This window comes from Streptomyces sp. KPB2, assembly GCF_003950055.1.
Classification (GTDB): Bacteria; Actinomycetota; Actinomycetes; order Streptomycetales; family Streptomycetaceae; genus Streptomyces; species Streptomyces salinarius.
Map to the genome: position 1 here is coordinate 1578449 of NZ_CP034353.1, position 16042 is coordinate 1594490.

General features: G+C 72.5%; 17 protein-coding genes. 8 read left to right on the forward strand and 9 right to left on the reverse strand.

What is annotated here, in order from left to right:
* Positions 1–130 precede the first annotated feature (130 nt).
* From D1J63_RS06805 to D1J63_RS06815, 3 genes are all read left to right on the forward strand, one after another.
* Positions 131–1657, forward strand: a complete 1527-nt coding sequence (locus D1J63_RS06805) for an IucA/IucC family siderophore biosynthesis protein (RefSeq protein WP_125628163.1) — start codon at positions 131–133, stop codon at positions 1655–1657.
* A gap of 62 nt (positions 1658–1719) precedes the next feature.
* Positions 1720–2985 (forward strand): VWA domain-containing protein, encoded by a 1266-nt coding sequence (locus D1J63_RS06810; RefSeq protein ID WP_125628164.1) that lies wholly within the window; start codon positions 1720–1722, stop codon positions 2983–2985.
* Entirely contained in the window at positions 2985–3791 is an 807-nt protein-coding gene (locus tag D1J63_RS06815; RefSeq protein WP_125628165.1) for a hypothetical protein, read from the forward strand. The genes D1J63_RS06810 and D1J63_RS06815 overlap by 1 nt, the downstream gene beginning before the upstream one ends.
* A gap of 42 nt (positions 3792–3833) precedes the next feature.
* Here D1J63_RS06815 and D1J63_RS06820 read toward each other — a convergent pair whose 3' ends face one another.
* Positions 3834–4499 carry a winged helix-turn-helix transcriptional regulator gene (locus D1J63_RS06820; RefSeq protein WP_125628166.1) on the reverse strand — a complete coding sequence of 222 codons (666 nt, stop codon included), beginning with the start codon at positions 4497–4499 and terminating at the stop codon, positions 3834–3836.
* Positions 4500–4586: 87 nt separating this feature from the next.
* Between D1J63_RS06820 and D1J63_RS06825 the strand changes: the two genes are divergently transcribed.
* Genes D1J63_RS06825 through D1J63_RS06840 form a run of 4 tightly spaced genes read left to right on the forward strand, consistent with a single transcriptional unit; the run spans position 4587 to position 7626 of the window.
* Positions 4587–5795 carry a pyridoxal phosphate-dependent aminotransferase gene (locus D1J63_RS06825; RefSeq protein ID WP_125628167.1) on the forward strand — a complete coding sequence of 403 codons (1209 nt, stop codon included), beginning with the start codon at positions 4587–4589 and terminating at the stop codon, positions 5793–5795.
* A gap of 57 nt (positions 5796–5852) precedes the next feature.
* Positions 5853–6452: a histidine phosphatase family protein gene (locus D1J63_RS06830; RefSeq protein ID WP_102929922.1), complete on the forward strand. Its 600-nt coding sequence runs from the start codon at positions 5853–5855 to the stop codon at positions 6450–6452.
* A gap of 49 nt (positions 6453–6501) precedes the next feature.
* Positions 6502–7149 carry a hypothetical protein gene (locus D1J63_RS06835; RefSeq protein WP_125628168.1) on the forward strand — a complete coding sequence of 216 codons (648 nt, stop codon included), beginning with the start codon at positions 6502–6504 and terminating at the stop codon, positions 7147–7149.
* A 54-nt stretch (positions 7150–7203) separates the two neighbouring features.
* A complete protein-coding gene (locus D1J63_RS06840) occupies positions 7204–7626 on the forward strand; it encodes an acyl-CoA thioesterase (protein ID WP_125628169.1) in 423 nt (140 codons plus the stop codon).
* A gap of 119 nt (positions 7627–7745) precedes the next feature.
* Here the strand turns inward: D1J63_RS06840 and D1J63_RS06845 are convergent, their stop codons facing one another.
* The 8 genes from D1J63_RS06845 to D1J63_RS06880 form a co-directional block, all read right to left on the reverse strand.
* A complete protein-coding gene (locus D1J63_RS06845) occupies positions 7746–9134 on the reverse strand; it encodes a nucleobase:cation symporter-2 family protein (RefSeq protein WP_125628170.1) in 1389 nt (462 codons plus the stop codon).
* A gap of 240 nt (positions 9135–9374) precedes the next feature.
* Positions 9375–10793, reverse strand: coding sequence for an 8-oxoguanine deaminase (locus D1J63_RS06850; RefSeq protein WP_125628171.1), 1419 nt, complete (start codon positions 10791–10793; stop codon positions 9375–9377).
* 72 nt (positions 10794–10865) lie between these two features.
* Complete coding sequence (locus D1J63_RS06855; protein WP_164712741.1) at positions 10866–12326, reverse strand: nucleobase:cation symporter-2 family protein; 1461 nt, start codon at positions 12324–12326, stop codon at positions 10866–10868.
* A gap of 68 nt (positions 12327–12394) precedes the next feature.
* Complete coding sequence (gene pucL, locus D1J63_RS06860; protein ID WP_125628172.1) at positions 12395–13330, reverse strand: factor-independent urate hydroxylase; 936 nt, start codon at positions 13328–13330, stop codon at positions 12395–12397.
* Positions 13331–13337: 7 nt separating this feature from the next.
* Positions 13338–13739 (reverse strand): hydroxyisourate hydrolase, encoded by a 402-nt coding sequence (gene uraH / locus D1J63_RS06865; protein WP_125628173.1) that lies wholly within the window; start codon positions 13737–13739, stop codon positions 13338–13340.
* A gap of 2 nt (positions 13740–13741) precedes the next feature.
* Positions 13742–14251, reverse strand: coding sequence for a 2-oxo-4-hydroxy-4-carboxy-5-ureidoimidazoline decarboxylase (uraD, locus tag D1J63_RS06870; RefSeq protein ID WP_164712742.1), 510 nt, complete (start codon positions 14249–14251; stop codon positions 13742–13744).
* A 149-nt stretch (positions 14252–14400) separates the two neighbouring features.
* Positions 14401–14769, reverse strand: coding sequence for a helix-turn-helix domain-containing protein (locus tag D1J63_RS06875; protein WP_125628175.1), 369 nt, complete (start codon positions 14767–14769; stop codon positions 14401–14403).
* The gene (locus tag D1J63_RS06880; RefSeq protein WP_164420217.1) at positions 14766–15032 is read right to left on the reverse strand and encodes a hypothetical protein; all 267 of its coding nucleotides are present in this window, start codon (positions 15030–15032) and stop codon (positions 14766–14768) included. Before D1J63_RS06880 ends, D1J63_RS06875 begins: the two co-directional genes overlap by 4 nt.
* Before the next feature lie 141 nt (positions 15033–15173).
* On the opposite strand from D1J63_RS06880, the gene D1J63_RS06885 reads away from it, so the two are divergent.
* A complete protein-coding gene (locus tag D1J63_RS06885; protein WP_125628176.1) occupies positions 15174–16013 on the forward strand; it encodes a TIM barrel protein in 840 nt (279 codons plus the stop codon).
* Positions 16014–16042 lie beyond the last annotated feature (29 nt).

Genomic DNA, 16042 nt, shown 5'->3' on the forward strand with positions numbered 1-16042 from the left:
AGGACGGAGACGATCAGGACGATCAGTATGTCTCTCGTCGTGCCTCCGGTCGTGTCGCTCGTCATGACCCCCGCCCGCCTTCCGCCGAGACGTTCCACCGTGCCCCCACCCGCACCCGAGGAGCCAGCCCGTGCATCGTCCCCCCAGTGCGGCGACCGAGGTCGCCGAGGAGCTGGCGGCCGTCCGTCCCGATCTGGTCGCCCGGTTCACGGCCGAGCTGCCCGGCGCCCGCGCGGCCGTGCTGTCCCGGCTGTGGCGCGCCCTCGCCTTCGAACCGCTGCCGTGGGTCGAAGGCCGGGAGCGGGCCGGGGACGGGCTCGTCCTGCGGTTGCGGGACGGCCGCCGGCTGACCGGTCCGGCCGCCGATCCGTACCGCACGGACGCGTACGTCGCACTCGTACGGCTGGACGAGGTCGGGTACGACGATCCGGAGCGGCTGATGACCGACCTCGCCGTACCCCGCTCCTCCGGGTTCGCCGCCGAACTCGGGCACAGCGCGGCGTCGTTGGCGTTGTCCCGCGCGGCGCAGCACCGGGCAGCGGGCGGGGCGGCGCGGGAGAATCACCCGGACGAGTGGCCGGACAGCGACCGGGAGTGGGAGCGGAAGGTGGTCGACGGGCATCCGTACCACCCGGGCTGCCGTGCGCGGCCGGGCTTCTCGGTGGCGGAGCAGCTGGCCTACGGGCCGGAGCACGGGCCGGTGGTGGGGCTCGGCCTGGTGCCGGTGGCGGCGGCGGAGGCCCTGGTGACGGGGGTGTGGCCGCGGGAGCTGCGGGACGGGGCGCGGGTGCTGGTCCCGGTGCATCCGTGGCAGGCGGCACACGTGCTCAAGGTGCCCTGCGAGCCGGGGCTCGACGGGCATCCGCTGATGTCCCTGCGGACCCTCGCCGTGCCCGGCGGCCCGCACGTCAAGACCGCGCTGAGCGCCCGGCTGACGTCCTCGGTGCGGGACATCTCGGTCGCCTCGGTCGCCGCCTCGGCGGCCCTGTCGTCGCTCGGGGAGGAGCTGGCGGCGCGCACGGACGGCCTGCTCCACGTGACCCGCACGCTGGGCGCGGCCACCGCCCACTCCCCCGACCTGGCCGCCGTGCTGCGCGAGTCGCCGCAGGGGTACGGCGGCCCGGGTGAGCACGTCGTCCCGGTGGCCGCGCTGGCGACCACCGAACTGCCCGGCTCCCCGGCGTGGTTGGCGGCCTTCGCCCGTCTCGCCCTCGCCGTCGGGCTGCGGGCGCTGGAGCTGGGCGTGGCCCTGGAGGCGCACGGTCAGAACCTGCTGGTCGTGCTGTCCGCGACGGGCGCTCCCCTGCGCCTGGTCTACCGCGACCTGGGCGACATCCGGGTCTCGCCGGCCCGCCTGGCCCGGCACGGCATCGACGCCGCCGGCCTGCCCGCGCGCATACGCACCGACGAACCGGCCGTGCTGCGCCGGAAGTTGTTCGGCTCCCTGGTGGGCGGCGCGCTGGCGGCGACGGCCGGCTCGGGCGAGGCGCTGCGCAAGGCCCTGGAGGCGGCGGTGCCCGAACTGCCCGGTACCGAGGACCTCGTGGCCCTGCGTGAGAGGCCCCTGCCGGTGAAGGCGCTGACGTCGATGCGGACTTCACCGGAAGGGACGGGGGATCTGTGGACGGAGCTGCCCAATCCCCTGCGGTGCGGGTGACGCCGGGGCATCGGCGCGGTCTCGTTTTGGAGCGCAGCACTCCTGATCAATAGGATCCGCCGATGATCACAAGAACACGGCTGGCGGCGGGTGCCTGTGCCCTGCTCGCCGCGCTGGCGGCCGGGATGGCGTTCCCGGCCGGGGCGGTCGCCGGTGAACCCACGGGTGAGGACGCGCCGAAGGTCGACCTCGTGCTCGACGTCAGCGGTTCGATGCGGACCCGGGACATCGACGGCGGTACGCGCATGGCCGCGGCGAAGCAGGCGTTCAACGAGGTGCTCGACGCGACGCCGGAGGAGGTGCAGCTCGGCATCCGCACGCTGGGCGCCGACTACCCGGGCGACGACCGCAAGACCGGCTGCAAGGACACCGCGCAGCTCTACCCGGTCGGCCCGCTGGACCGCACCGAGGCGAAGACGGCGGTGGCGACCCTCTCGCCCACCGGCTGGACGCCGATCGGCCCCGCGCTGCTGAAGGCGGCCGACGATCTCGACGGCGGCGACGGCTCCAAGCGGATCGTGCTGATCAGCGACGGCGAGGACACCTGCGCCCCGCTCGACCCGTGCGAGGTGGCCCGCGAGATCGCCGCCAAGGGCATCGGGCTGACCATCGACACGCTGGGTCTGGTCCCCAACACCAAGATGCGGCAGCAGCTCAGCTGCATCGCCGAGGCGACCGGCGGCACGTACACGTCGGTGGAGCACACCGAGGAACTGACCGACAAGGTCAACCAGTTGGTGGACCGGGCGGCGGACCCGGTGGTGACGCCGGTGGCCACCGAGGGCGCGGACGCGTGCGCGAAGGCTCCGACGCTCAAGTCGGGGCTGTACACCGACCGCGAGGAGTTCGGGCAGCAGCGCTGGTACCGGGTGGACGTGGAGCCGGGCCAGGAGCTGCGCGCCTCCGTGAGCGTGGGCGCCGACCGGGCCGTGAACCCGTCCTACGGGGTGCTGCTGCGGGCGGTGACCGTGCACGGCCGGGAGATCGTGCGCGGGGAGGCGGCGGGCAACGGCCGCACCGACGTGCTCTCGACGGGGCTGCGCTACCCGAAGCAGGAGAGCGACGAGGAGGACGCCCCGGCCGAGGCCGTGTGCCTCCAGGTCACCAACTCCTTCTCCGTCGCCTCCGGTGTGAAGACCACGCCCGGTCTGCCGCTGGAACTGACCGTCGACGTCGTGGACGGCCCGGGCGACTCCGCCGACGTGGCCGCCTTCGGCCTCGGGCGCGGCTGGTGGCTGCTCGGCCTGCTGGTGCTGGTCGGCTTCCTCGCCGGTCTGCTGTGGGGCTGGCTCTCGCGCTGGCGGTTCGCGATCTGGAGGACCAACTGATGCGATTCACCCGAGCGTTGAGCGCGGCCGTACTGCTGCTCGGCCTCGCCGCGGCTCCCGCGGCGGCCGACTCCTCGCCCTCGGCGAGCCCTTCGGGGGACGCTGACGCGCCGACCACGGCCGGCACCTCCTTCCGTACGGCGGCCGAGTTCGAGCAGGGGCAGGTCGCCACGGCGAGCGGTGCCGCGGGCGACTACCTGTACTGGTCGTTCCCGGCCGACGCCGGGCAGCGCCCCACCGTGAAGGCCACGGTGAAGCTGCCCGAGACGCACGCCGCGCAGACCTGGCGCATCGACGTGTACGACGGTCTGCGCCGCCGCCAGGCCTGCCAGTGGGGCGCCCAGACCCGCACCGCGGACGCGGGCACCTCCTCCCTGGAGCTGGCCTGCGTCCTGCGCACCGTGCGCGCCTGGTCCGAGCCGTGGGCCAACGACCCGCTGCCGGGCACGTACTACCTCCGGCTGACGGCGGTGAACGTGCCGACCTCCGATCTCGGCGTGCCGGTCTCCGCCGAGGTCCGGGTGGACTCCAAGGACATCGGCGGCGCCGCGGCGGTGGACGGTTCGCTGGCCGAGCCGCTGGTGCCGGGCATCGCGGTGACGTCCGGTGCCGACCGGGGCGACGAGGACGAGAAGAGCGCCGTACTGTCCGCCATCGAGCCGGAGGACGGCTGGTCGTCGGGCTGGTGGTCGGACCGCTGGGTGTGGAGCGGGATCGGGGCCGTGCTGGCCGCGCTCGCGGGCATCGGCGGTTATGCGCTGACCCGGGGTTCGGGACGGCCGTCCCGGGTGCCGCCCGGGGCTTGACCGGTTGTCAGGAGGCCCGCCCCCGGCGGGCCTCCTGCCGTTTCACCCCTCCCGCAGGGCCTTGGCCGCCGGGCCGTCGCCGGTGACCTCGACGCGGCCGTCGCGCACCGCGTCCAGCAGTCCGGTCTCCCCGCGGCCGAGGGCCGCGCAGGTCCCGGCGTCCAGCACGAGCCGGGCGTCGGGCTCGCCGGGCGCGGGCCCGTCGCCGTACACGCGACCGTCCCCTTCCTCGGCCTCCTCGGCCACGCCGTCGGCGTACAGGTGGAAGTCCCCCTCCTCCAGGCGCACTTCGACGACTCCCTCCGCCGCCCCGGCCTCCCGCAGGGCCCGCAGCAGGGGCAGTGCGAACCAGTGCGCCCGTACGGCGTCCGTGGGCCGCCGCTCCCCCAGCTCGCCCGCGCCCCAGGCGCCGAGCGCCTCCAGCACCGGCAGCAGGGCCCGCCCCCGCGCGGTGAGTTCGTAGACGTAGGCCGCGCCGGGCGGGGGCAGCCGGCGCCGTGTCGTGAGCCCGTCGCGCTCCATGTCCCTGAGCCGCGAGGCGAGTACGTCCGTGCTGACGCCGGGGAGGTCGGCGTGCAGGTCGGTGTAGCGCCGCGGGCCGGCGAGCAGCTCCCGGACGATCAGCAGGGTCCAGCGGTCGCCGACGGCGTCGAGGGCGCGTGCGGCGGAACAGTACTGGTCGTAGCTACGGCGAGCGCGTGGTGACATGCGACGCAGTGTAGACAAGTTGTTGGACTTTCCAAGCTGCTACTTGGTAAAACCAAGCAACACCAGATTCCGGAGGGGAAGCCGCGCATGGAGTTCCGGCAGTCGAACAAGCTCAGCGAGGTCTGTTACGAGATCCGCGGCCCGGTCATCGAGCACGCCAACGCGCTGGAGGAGGCGGGCCACAGCGTCCTGCGCCTGAACACCGGCAACCCGGCCCTCTTCGGCTTCGAGGCGCCGGAGGAGATCGTCCAGGACATGATCCGGATGCTGCCGCAGGCGCACGGCTACACGGACTCGCGCGGCATCCTCTCCGCCCGCCGGGCCGTCGCCCAGCGCTACCAGGCCCTCGGCCTGGAGGTCGACGTGGACGACGTCTACCTGGGCAACGGCGTCTCCGAGCTGATCTCCATGGCCGTACAGGCCCTCCTGGAGGACGGCGACGAGGTGCTGATCCCCGCCCCCGACTTCCCCCTCTGGACGGCGGTGACCACCCTCGCGGGCGGCAGGGCGGTGCACTACCTCTGCGACGAGCAGGCGGAGTGGTACCCCGATCTGGCCGACATGGAGTCGAAGATCACCGACCGCACCAAGGCGGTGGTCATCATCAACCCCAACAACCCCACCGGCGCCGTCTACCCCAAGGAGATCGTCGAGGGCATCCTCGACCTCGCCCGCCGGCACGGCCTGATGGTCCTCGCCGACGAGATCTACGATCAGATCCTGTACGACGACGCCGTGCACCACTCGGCCGCATCCCTCGCCCCCGACCTGGTGGTGCTCACCTTCTGCGGGCTGTCCAAGACGTACCGGGTGGCGGGCTTCCGCTCCGGCTGGCTGGTGGTGACGGGGCCCAAGCAGCACGCGAAGGACTACCTGGAGGGCCTGACCATGCTGGCCTCCATGCGCCTGTGCGCCAACGCCCCCGCCCAGTACGCCATCCAGGCCGCGCTCGGCGGCCGCCAGTCCATCCGCGAGCTGACCGCACCCGGCGGGCGGCTGCGCGAACAGCGGGACGTGGCCTGGGAGAAGCTCAACGAGATCCCCGGCGTCTCCTGCGTCCGGCCCAAGGGCGCCCTGTACGCCTTCCCGCGCATCGACCCGGCCGTCCACAAGATCCACGACGACGAACGCTTCGTCCTGGACCTGCTGCTCCGCGAGAAGATCCAGGTGGTGCAGGGCACGGGCTTCAACTGGCCCTCCCCCGACCACTTCCGCATCCTGACCCTCCCCCACGCGGAGGACCTGGAGGCCGCCATCGGCCGGATCGGGCGGTTCCTGAGCGGGTACCGGCAGTAGGCGGCGGACACCACCCGGGAAGCGGCCGGGACGACGGACCCGCCGTAGCCTGGACGCATGGGTGATCTTTTTCTGGTCCGGCACGGTGAGACCGAGTGGTCGCGGTCCGGGCGGCACACCGGGCTGACGGACGTCCCGCTGACCGAGAAGGGGCGGGAGCAGGCGCGGAGCCTGGTGCCGTTGATCCGGTCGCACCGGATCGGGGCGGCCTTCGTCAGCCCCTTCCAGCGGGCCCGGGAGACGGCCGAGCTGATCGGGCTGCACGAGGTGCGCGTCGACCCGGACCTGCACGAGTGGGACTACGGCGGCTACGAGGGGATCACGACCGTCGAGATCCACCGGAGCCGGCCGGACTGGTTCCTGTTCACCGACGGGGTCGCGCCCGGGCCGCCGGACCACCCCGGGGAGACGCCCGAGCAGGTGGGCGAGCGGGCCGACCGGATGCTGGCCCGGGTGGAGGCCGCCTTCGCCAACACCGAGGGGTGCGTGGTGCTGGTGGCGCACGGGCACTTCCTGCGCGTGCTCACCGCCCGGCACCTGGGCCTTCCCGCGTCGCACGGCGCCCTGTTCCAGCTGGGCACGGGCACCCTGTGCCGGCTGGGTACCGAGCACGGGCGGCCGGTGATCGCCGCCTGGAATGTCAGACCTCCGTCGTAGTCTTCGAAGTCCGCGAAGACTCGGCCGACGGGCCGGAAGGAGGGACGCCGTGGCGCTGTCGCCCACCGCCGCGCAGCGGCGTGTCATCGCCGCCGCCGATCCCGTCACCGGGCGCCTGAAGGGGGCCCCGGCCCAGCTCGCGGCGCTGGTGAAGCGCGGGCTCGCCTTCCGGCACCCGCGGCCGCCGCACGACCACTTCCTGACGCCGGCCGGGCACCGGATACGGGAGGCGGCCGACGCGTCCGGAGACTCCGGGGCGCCCGGGACGCCCGCCGCACCGGACGCCGGGGGTGTGTTCGCCGCGCGGGTCGGCGGGGAGGAGCCCGCGCCCGGCGACTCGGGGCCCGCGCGCCTGCGGGAGGTGCGCGGTGCCTGGCAGGGGCTGCTGGAGCTGCGCCGGATGACGCACCCCGACGGGAGCACCGACCGGCCGTGCGGGTGGGAGCGCTCGCACCTGGTGCGGGCCGCCGCGCTCGCCCTGGAGGCGGCGGGACATCGCCCGGCGGGCCCGGACGGCGGGGACGGGTACCGGGTGCGGGCCACGCCCCAGCCGGAGGCCGTCGCCGTGTACGAGCCGGACGGCACCGCGCTGCGGGCCTGCGCGGCGACGCTGGAGCGGGCCGGCTGGCAGGTCGGGGAGCACACCGAGCCGCGCACGCGGGCCCGTTATCTGCTGGCCTCCCCGCGGAAGGTGTGACGCCCGCATGTCAGGATCGGTCCGTCCGTACAGGTGCGAAGAGAGGCAGCAGCGGTGAGCGAGCCGTTTTCCGTCCCGGTGACCGTCCGCGGGTACGAGACCGACACCCAGGGCCATCTGAACCAGTCCGTGTATCTGAACTACGCGGAGCACGCCCGCTGGTCGCTGCTCCAGGCGGCGGGGATCCGGCAGGCCGAGCTGGTCGCGAGCGGGGTCGGCCCGGTGGCCCTGGAGACGACCATCCGGTTCCGGCGTGAGCTGCTCGCCGGTGACGAGGTGTCGGTGAGCTGCGCGTTCGAGTGGGGCGAGGGCAAGACGTTCCGGATCCGGCAGCTCGTCACCAAGGCCGACGGCACCGTCGCCGCCGAGATCGACGCCGTGGGCGGGCTGATGGACCTGAGCGAGCGCAGGCTGGTGGCGGACCCGCGGCAGCGCTTCAAGGAACTGGCGGCGCGACCGGAGTTGTTCGGCCTGTAGACGGGCGGGCGCACGTCAGGCGTCCACCGGCTCCGGACAGTCTTCGTCCCGGGCGGCACGCCGTGTGTGGCGTGCCGCCCGGGACGTGTCCGACGATCGAACCGCACCGGACGCCGGTGCTACGGCATCGCCGCCGCCCGGGAGGACTCGGTGATCTCGTCGCCCGCCTCCATCGGGTGGGTGACGTCCTCCGCCTCGCGTTCCCGGCCGCCGATGTGGTTGAAGACCAGGTTGAGCAGGACGGCGGCCACACAGCCGGTCGAGATGCCGGAGTCGAGGATGATCCGCGCGTTCTCCGGGAACGAGTGGTAGAACGCCGGCGCCGCGATCGGGATGATGCCGACGGCCAGGGAGACCGCGACGATCAGGACGTTGTTGTCCTTGTCCAGGCTCGCCCGGACCAGGGTCTGGATGCCGCTGGCCGCGACCGAGCCGAAGAGGACCACGCCGGCGCCGCCCAGGACCGGACGCGGGACGACGGCGATGAGCGAGGCGGCCATCGGGCACAGGCCCATCAGGACCAGGAAACCGCCGCCGGCCGCGACGACGTAGCGGCTGCGGATCTTCGTCATCGCCACCAGACCGATGTTCTGGGCGAAGGCGCTGCACATGAAGCCGTTGAAGACCGGGCTGAGGGCCGAGCCCAGGGTGTCGGCGCGCAGGCCGGCCGCGATGGTCTTCTCGTCCGCCGGGCGCTCCACGATCTCACCGAGGGCGAGCATGTCGGCGGTGGACTCGGTCATCGAGACCACCATCACCACGCACATGGACAGGATCGCGGCGATCTGGAACTGCGGGGCGCCGAAGTGGAAGGGGGTGGGGAAGCCGACCACGTCCGCGTCCGCGACCGGGCCGAAGTCCGTGACGCCGAACGGGACGGCGATGACCGTACCCGCGATCAGGCCGAGCAGTACGGCGATCTGCTTGACGAAACCGCGGGTGAAGCGGCGCAGCACCAGCACGATGACGAGGGTGATCGCGGCCAGGCCGAGGTTGGTCGCCGAGCCGAAGTCGTCGGCCGTGGGACTCGGGCCCTGCGCCCAGCCGAAGGCGACCGGCAGCAGGGATATGCCGATCAGCGTGATCACGGTGCCGGTGACGACCGGCGGGAAGAAGCGGATCGCCTTGCAGAAGACGGGGGCGGCGAGGAAGCCCAGGAGTCCGGCGACGATGACCGCGCCGAAGATGATCGGCAGCGCGTCGGACTTGTCGTCGGTGGAGGCGACGACGGCGGTCATGGGGGCGACGCCGGCGAAGGTGACGCCGTTGACGAAGGGCAGCCGGGCACCGATCTTCCAGATGCCCAGGGTTTGGAGGAAGGTCGCCAGGCCCGCGGTGAACAGGCAGGCGCCGGTGAGGAAGGTCAGCTCGGTGGCGCTCAGGCCGATGGCCGCGCCGACGATCAGGGGCGGGGCGACGACCCCGGCGTACATGGCGGCCACGTGTTGCAGGCCGGTCGTCGCCATTTTCAGTGGCGGGAGTTTCTCGTCAACAGGGTGGTCGGCCACGGCGGCGTTCCTCCGGTCGGTTACACGTCGGCTCTGACGTGGGTGTCAGGGAGGTGGTGCGGGTGGTGGTCGTGCGGGACCCGGACGGGCCGTTCGGGGAAACGGGAGACCTATCCGGGGCGTGCGCGCAGGGGCGCACGCCCCGGAGTCGGTCACCGCGGACCCCGCTCGGGTCCGCGGTTACCGGCCGGGAGCCGTCCCTCCCGGCCGGAGATCAAGTGGTGTTCTGTTGTGCGGGGTTCAGCGCCGGTCGGCGGTGATCCGTGCCAGGCGTCGTGCCTCGTCCCGGGTGGAGCGGGCCACGGCGTCCTCGTCGACCGTGAGCAGCCTGCCGTCCTCGACGATCTGCCGGCCGTTCACGAACGACGCCGTGACCGGCGCGGGGGCGCCGAGGACCAGGGCGGTCACCGGGTCGGCGATGGAGGAGTGGGCGAGGGTGTCCATCCGCCACAGCACCAGGTCGGCGAGCTTGCCCGCTTCCAGGGAGCCGGTCTCGGCGGCCCGGCCGAGGACCCGGGCGCCGCCGTACGTGCCCAGGCGCAGTGCCTTGCGCGCGTTGAGCGCGGCCTCCCGGTGGGCGCCGAGGCGGTTGATCAGCAGGGCGTTGCGCAGCTCGGTGTGAAGCTCGCCGGACTCGTTGGAGGCGGTGCCGTCGACGCCGAGGCCGACCGGGACGCCGGCGGCGAGCAGGTCGGGGACCCGGGCGATGCCCGCGGCCAGACGGGCGTTGGAGGAGGGGCAGTGGGCGACGCCGGTGCCGGTGCGGGCGAAGGCGGCGATGTCGGAGTCGTTCATGTGGACGCAGTGCGCCATCCACACGTCCTCGCCGAGCCAGCCGGTGGACTCGAAGTAGTCGGTGGGGCCCATGCCGAACAGTTCGTGGCAGAACTTCTCCTCCTCCACGGTCTCCGAGCCGTGGGTGTGCAGCCGCACGCCGAGCCGGCGGGCCAGTTCGGCGCCCTGGCGCATCAGTTCGGTGGAGACGGAGAAGGGCGAGCAGGGGGCGACGGCCACTTGGGTCATCGCGTCGAAGGAGGGGTCGTGGTGCTCCCGGACGGTGGCCTCGGTGGCGGCGAGCGCGTCGTCCAGGCTCTCGACCGCGAAGTCCGGCGGCAGCCCGCCGTCGGACTCGCCGCGGTCCATGGAGCCGCGGGCGAGGGTGAGGCGGACGCCCATGTCCCGGGCGGCGCGGATGATCGCGCCGGACAGGTCGCCGGCGCCGCGCGGGTGGATGTAGTGGTGGTCCGCGGCGGTGGTGACGCCGCCGCGGGCCATCATCGCGAGCGAGCCCTGGGCGGCGGCGTGGGCCATCGGCTCGTCGAGGCGCGCCCAGGTCGGGTAGAGGGCGACCAGCCAGCCGAAGAGGTTGTGGTCGGTGGCCAGGCCCCGGGTGAGCCACTGGTAGAAGTGGTGGTGGGTGTTGACCAGGCCGGGCGTGACCAGGTGTCCGGTCGCGTCGATCCGGCGTACGACGTTCTCCGGGTCCTCGGGTGCCCGCCCCGCGCCGACCGCCTCGATCCGGTTGCCGGCGAGGACGACGTGGCCCGAGGCGTACTCGGTGCCGTCCGCGTCGACGGTCGCGATGGCGCAGTTCTCGATGACGATGCGCTCGGGTGCCGTGGGGACGGCGACGCGATCGGCTGCCGCTGATGCTGCCATGCTGCTTCCTTCTCTTTCGGTGCGGCCCGTGGGCGGGGAGTCGAGTACCCACGGGGAGGGCACGGCAGGACCCTAGGAGGATTTGAGTGCCGGGGCCGCGGTACGGCTCCGGGTGCCGAGGTGGTCGAAGAACAGGTTGAGGGCGACCGCGACGATCGCCCCGGCGCTGATGCCGGAGCCCAGTACGGTCTGGGCCCAGGCGGGGAACTCGGCGTAGAAGGTCGGCGCGGCCAGCGGGATGATGCCCGCGCCGAGCGCCACGGCGACCAGGATGATGTTGGAGCTGTCGTCGAGGCCGGCCTCGGACAGGGTACGGATGCCGCTGACCGCGATCGAGCCGAAGAGCACGATGCCCGCGCCGCCGAGGACCGGCATCGGGACCAGGGAGACGACCGCGCCGAGGACCGGGAAGGCGCCGAGGACCAGCAGGGTGGCGCCGGCGACGGCGACGACGTAGCGGCTGCGCACCCGGGTGAGGGAGACGACGCCGACGTTCTGCGCGAAGGCGGAGGTGGGGAAGCCGCCGAAGACGGGGCCGATCAGGGTGGCGAGGCCGTCGGTGCGCAGGCCGCGGGTGATGACCCTGGCGTCGGCGCGGCGGTCGCAGATCTCGCCGAGGGCGAGCATGCCGGCGGACGACTCCGTCATCAGGACCAGCATCACGATGCACAGCGAGAGGATGGCGGCGGGCTGGAACTCGGGGGCGCCGAAGGCGAAGGGGGTGGGCAGGGCGGCGACGGGCGCGGAGTCGAGGGCGCCGAAGTCGGCCATGCCGAAGGGGATGGCGACCAGGGTGCCGATCAACAGCCCGAAGAGCAGCGCCACTTGCTTGACGAAGCCCTTGCCGAACCGCTGGATGACCAGGATGACGCCGAGGGTGAAGGCGGCGAGCGCGAGGTTGCGCATCGAGCCGAAGTCGGCGGCGGTCTTGTCGCCGCCCTGGGCCCAGCCGACCGGGACCGGCATCAGCGTGACGCCGATGAGGGTGATGACGACGCCCGTGACCAGCGGCGGGAAGAAGCGCAGGAGCCGGCCGAAGAAGGGGCCGACGGCGAGGCAGAAGACACCGGCGACCATCACCGCGCCGTAGACGGCAGGGAGTTGGCTGCCCTCGGCGTTGGTCTCGACGATGGCGAGGATGGGCGCGATGCCGGCCGAGGAGGCGGCGTTCACGAACGGCAGGCGGTTGCCGACGAAGCCCTTGACGCCGAGGGTCTGGAGCAGGGTGGCGACGCCCGCGATGAGCAGCGAGGCGGCGATCAGCCGGGTGCGGCCCTCCAGGTCGAGTCCGCAGGCCTGGCCGATGATGAGCGGAGGAGTGACGACGCCCGCGTACATGGCGGCGATGTGCTGGAGCGCGGCGGGGACGAGCCGCGAGGGGTGGAGCTTCTCGTCCACCGGGTGCACGGACGTGACGGCGTCCTCGGTGTGCACCGGCGGAGTGGTGCCGGGGCCGGTGGCCGGGGTGGAGTCCGGGCCGGTGGCCGCGGTCGGACCCGGGCCTGTGGCGGGCCCTTTCGCAGGCAGTGCCATGGTGTTTCCTCCGGTGTGGCGCACCGCCGGCCCCGGGGGGGGGCGGGGCCGGCGGTGCGCGTCCCGCGTCAGAGGTTGGTCATGTCGACCGGGATGAGTTGCTCGGCGCCGTCGCGCAGGATGGTGGCCTCGATCAGGCCGTACGGGCGGTCGGCGGCGTAGTACACGGCGCCGTCCTTGGCCTCGTTGTCGATCCCGAAGGGCGACAGGTCCGAGCGGAAGTGGTGCTTGTTGGGCATCGAGAAGCGGATCTCGTCGACCTCGTCGCGGGAGTTGAGCACCCGCACACCCATCTCGAACAGGGTCTGCTGGAGCGAGTACGAGTAGGTCTCCGCGAACGCCTGGAGCGCGTGCTTGCGCACCCCGCTGTAGGAACGGTCCCAGTCGGGGGCGTGCGAGTCGATGCCGTCCCAGTTGTGCCGCCACCAGGTGGAGACGGTGGTGGCGAGGATGCGGTCGTGGTCCTCCTGGAGGGTCGTGTACTTGTCCTTGAGGAAGCCGAAGAACTCCGAGTTGGTCGAGTTCAGGACGGTCAGGTCCTTGAACCCGGAGAGCACCTGGATGCCGTGGCCGTCGTAGGTGATCTGCGCGACGCGGGTCTCCTGGCCGGTGCGGACGAAGGAGTGCGCGATCTCCTCCGAGCCGACGAAGCGGGCGCCGCCCTTGGAGGTCTCGATCCGCTCCCAGCCGTACTCCTCGATGCGGATGCGGGCCCGGTGGATCGGCTCGTTGTTGTCCACGAAGTGCCGGGCGAGGGCGACGCCGAGGTCCTCGGCGCTCTCGATGCCGTGCTCCTTGGCGAAGGCGAACACCGTGTTCTTGGTGGTGTCGGTCGGCAGGACGTTGGCGTTGGAACCGCTGCGGTGGACCTCCTCCATGTCGCCGGACAGGGCGACGGAGACGTTCAGGTCCTTGATGTGGTGCGTGTCGCCGTCACGCGTGATCTTGACGACGCGGTTCTCTGCCTTGCCGTACTGGTTCTGTCCCAGGACGAAACGGGTCATGATTCGGTCAGCTCCCTCGGTAAACGGAGTAGCCGAACGGGTTGAGCAGCAGCGGAACGTGGTAGTGCTCGCCGGGTACCACCGCAAAGGTGATGGTGACCTCGGGGAAGAACACGGGCCGGCCGTTCTCGCTGTCCCGGAGCGCGGGGGCGTCCTGCTGGGCCGCGGCTTGTTTCTTGGCGAAGTACGTCTCGGTGTCGAAGTCGAGCCGTACGTGGGTGGTGCCCTCCGGCAGGGCCGGGAGGTCCTTGCACCGGCCGTCGGCGTCGGTCGCGGAGCCGCCGAGCGCCTGCCAGTCCGCGCCGCTGCCCGAGCGGGCGGCGAGTTGGACGGCGACACCCTCGGCGGGGCGGCCGACGCTGGTGTCCAGGATGTGCGTGGACACGGAGGCGGTGGTGCTGGTGCTCATGGTCAGGCGTCCTGTTCGACGAGTCGGTTCAGGCGGATGCGGTTGATCTTCCCCAGTTCGGTGCGGACGATCTCCCGCTCCTGCTCGGGCGAGTTGCCGATCCGCTCCTTGACCGCGTCCCGCATCTGCTCGCCGGTCCGGCCGGTGGCGCAGATGAGGAAGACGTGGCCGAACTTCTCCTGGTAGGCCAGGTTCAGTTCGAGCATCTCCGCCTTGAGGTCCTCGCCGGCGCCGGCCATGCCCGCCTGTTCGCGGGACGAGGTCGGATCACCCGGCTTGGGGCGGCCGATCGGCGGATGCCCGGCCATCGCCTCGGCGAGGTCCTCGGCGCTCAGCCCGGCCATGGCGGCGTCGCTGGCGGCGTACAGGTCCTCGGCGGTGGCGAAGGGGCGGGCGGCGAGCAGGTGCCGGGCCCACGCCGTGGAGGCGCACGCCTCGTGGAGTTCGGCGCGTGCCGAGGACTCCTCGAGAGCGTTGAAACGGGCCAGGCCCGACGCGGAAGTGGACGTCACGGGAGCCTCCGTGGCCTTGTGCTGAGCGGGCGTGCCGATAGCTAACGCCCTCGGAAACAAGCCGTCAACACTTTGTTGAAAATTCGGGGTCAAAAAAGCCGCCGCCCGGTGACCGGGCGGCGGCGTGGGATGCGGAGGAACCGTGCAGGTCAGGCGCCCTTCTCACGGTTGAGGTAGTTGTACACGGTGAACCGGCTGACGCCGAGGGCGCCCGCGACGGTCTCCACGCCGTGCCGTACGGCGAAGGCGCCGCGCGCCTCCAGGGCCCGTACGACCTCCTGTTTGGCCCGGCGGTCGAGGTCGGCCAGGGGGCGGCCCTGCCGGCGCTCCATGGCGGCCAGGATGTGGTCCAGGGAGTCGGCGAGCTGGGGCAGGCGCACGGCGACGACGTCGGCACCCTCCCAGGAGAGCACCACGTCCTCCCGGCCCGCTTCGTCCGGCGGCAGCATCTCGCCGCCCATGGCGTCGACCAGGGGCTTGACGGCCGCGATGAACGGCTCCTCGGCCGGGCCGGTCACCGCTCGCCCTCCCCGGCGCCGGGCTCGTCGACCACGTTGACCTGGAGCGAGATCCGGGTGGCACCGGCCTCCAGGGAGCGGCGCAGCAGCGCGTCCACCGCGGTCAGCACCCGGTCGGCACCGCCCTCGGCGGTGTTGCCGAACGGGCCGACGTCGACCGCGTCCAGCTCGGCGGCCTCGACGACCTCGCGGGCGACCACCGCGTGGGCGGGCGCCTCGTCCAGGTCGAAGGGTTCGGTCGTGAACTCCACTCTCAATCGCACGCGGTCAACCTAACGCGGAGTGACCGCTTTGCGCCGCCCCCTCTTGACAAGGACCGCACTCCCCGGGCAACCTTCCATCAAGCAGAAACGAACTTCCGTAATGCGGAACATCGATCGAAACGGAAGGGAGCGCGGCACCCGATGGGCTTCGCAGATCAGCGCTTCAACGTCAACCTGTCGATCCTCTTCACGGAACTCCCGCTCCTGGAGCGCCCCGCGGCCGCCGCCGCGGCCGGCTTCACCGCGGTCGAGCTGTGGTGGCCCTGGATCGACTCGCCCACCCCCGAGCAGTCCGAGCTCGACGCCCTCAGGGCGGCCATCGAGGACGCCGGCGTCCGGCTCACCGGCCTGAACTTCTACGCGGGGCAGCTGCCCGGACCCGACCGGGGCGCGCTGTCGATCCCCGGTGCGGAGTCGGACCGCTTCCGCGCCAACATCGACGTGGCCGCCGACTTCGCCCAGTCGCTGGGCTGCACGGCGCTCAACGCGCTGTACGGCAACCGCGTCGAGGGCGTGGACCCGGCCGAGCAGGACCGGCTCGCGCTGGAGAACCTGGTCCTCGCCGCCCGCGCGGCCGACCGGATCGGCGCGATCCTGCTCGTCGAGGCGCTCAACAAGCCCGAGTCGCCGCTGTACCCGCTGGTGTCGGCACCGGCCGCGATCGAGGTCGTGGACAAGGTCAACGAGGCCACCGGACTGGGCAACGCCAAGTTCCTCATGGACCTCTACCACCTGTCCATGAACGGCGAGGACCTGCCGCAGGTGATCGACGCGTACGCCGCGAAGACCGGCCACGTGCAGATCGCCGACAACCCGGGCCGCGGCGCCCCCGGCACGGGCTCCCTCCCGCTGGAGGACCTGCTCGACCGCCTCGCGAAGGCCGGATACGACGGCTGGGTCGGCCTGGAGTACAAGCCCGGCGACGCCCCCAGCGCCCAGTCCTTCTCCTGGCTGCCGGCCGGGGCCCGCGCGGCCCGCTGAGCGCCACCCCGCAGGAATTCTCCACAGAT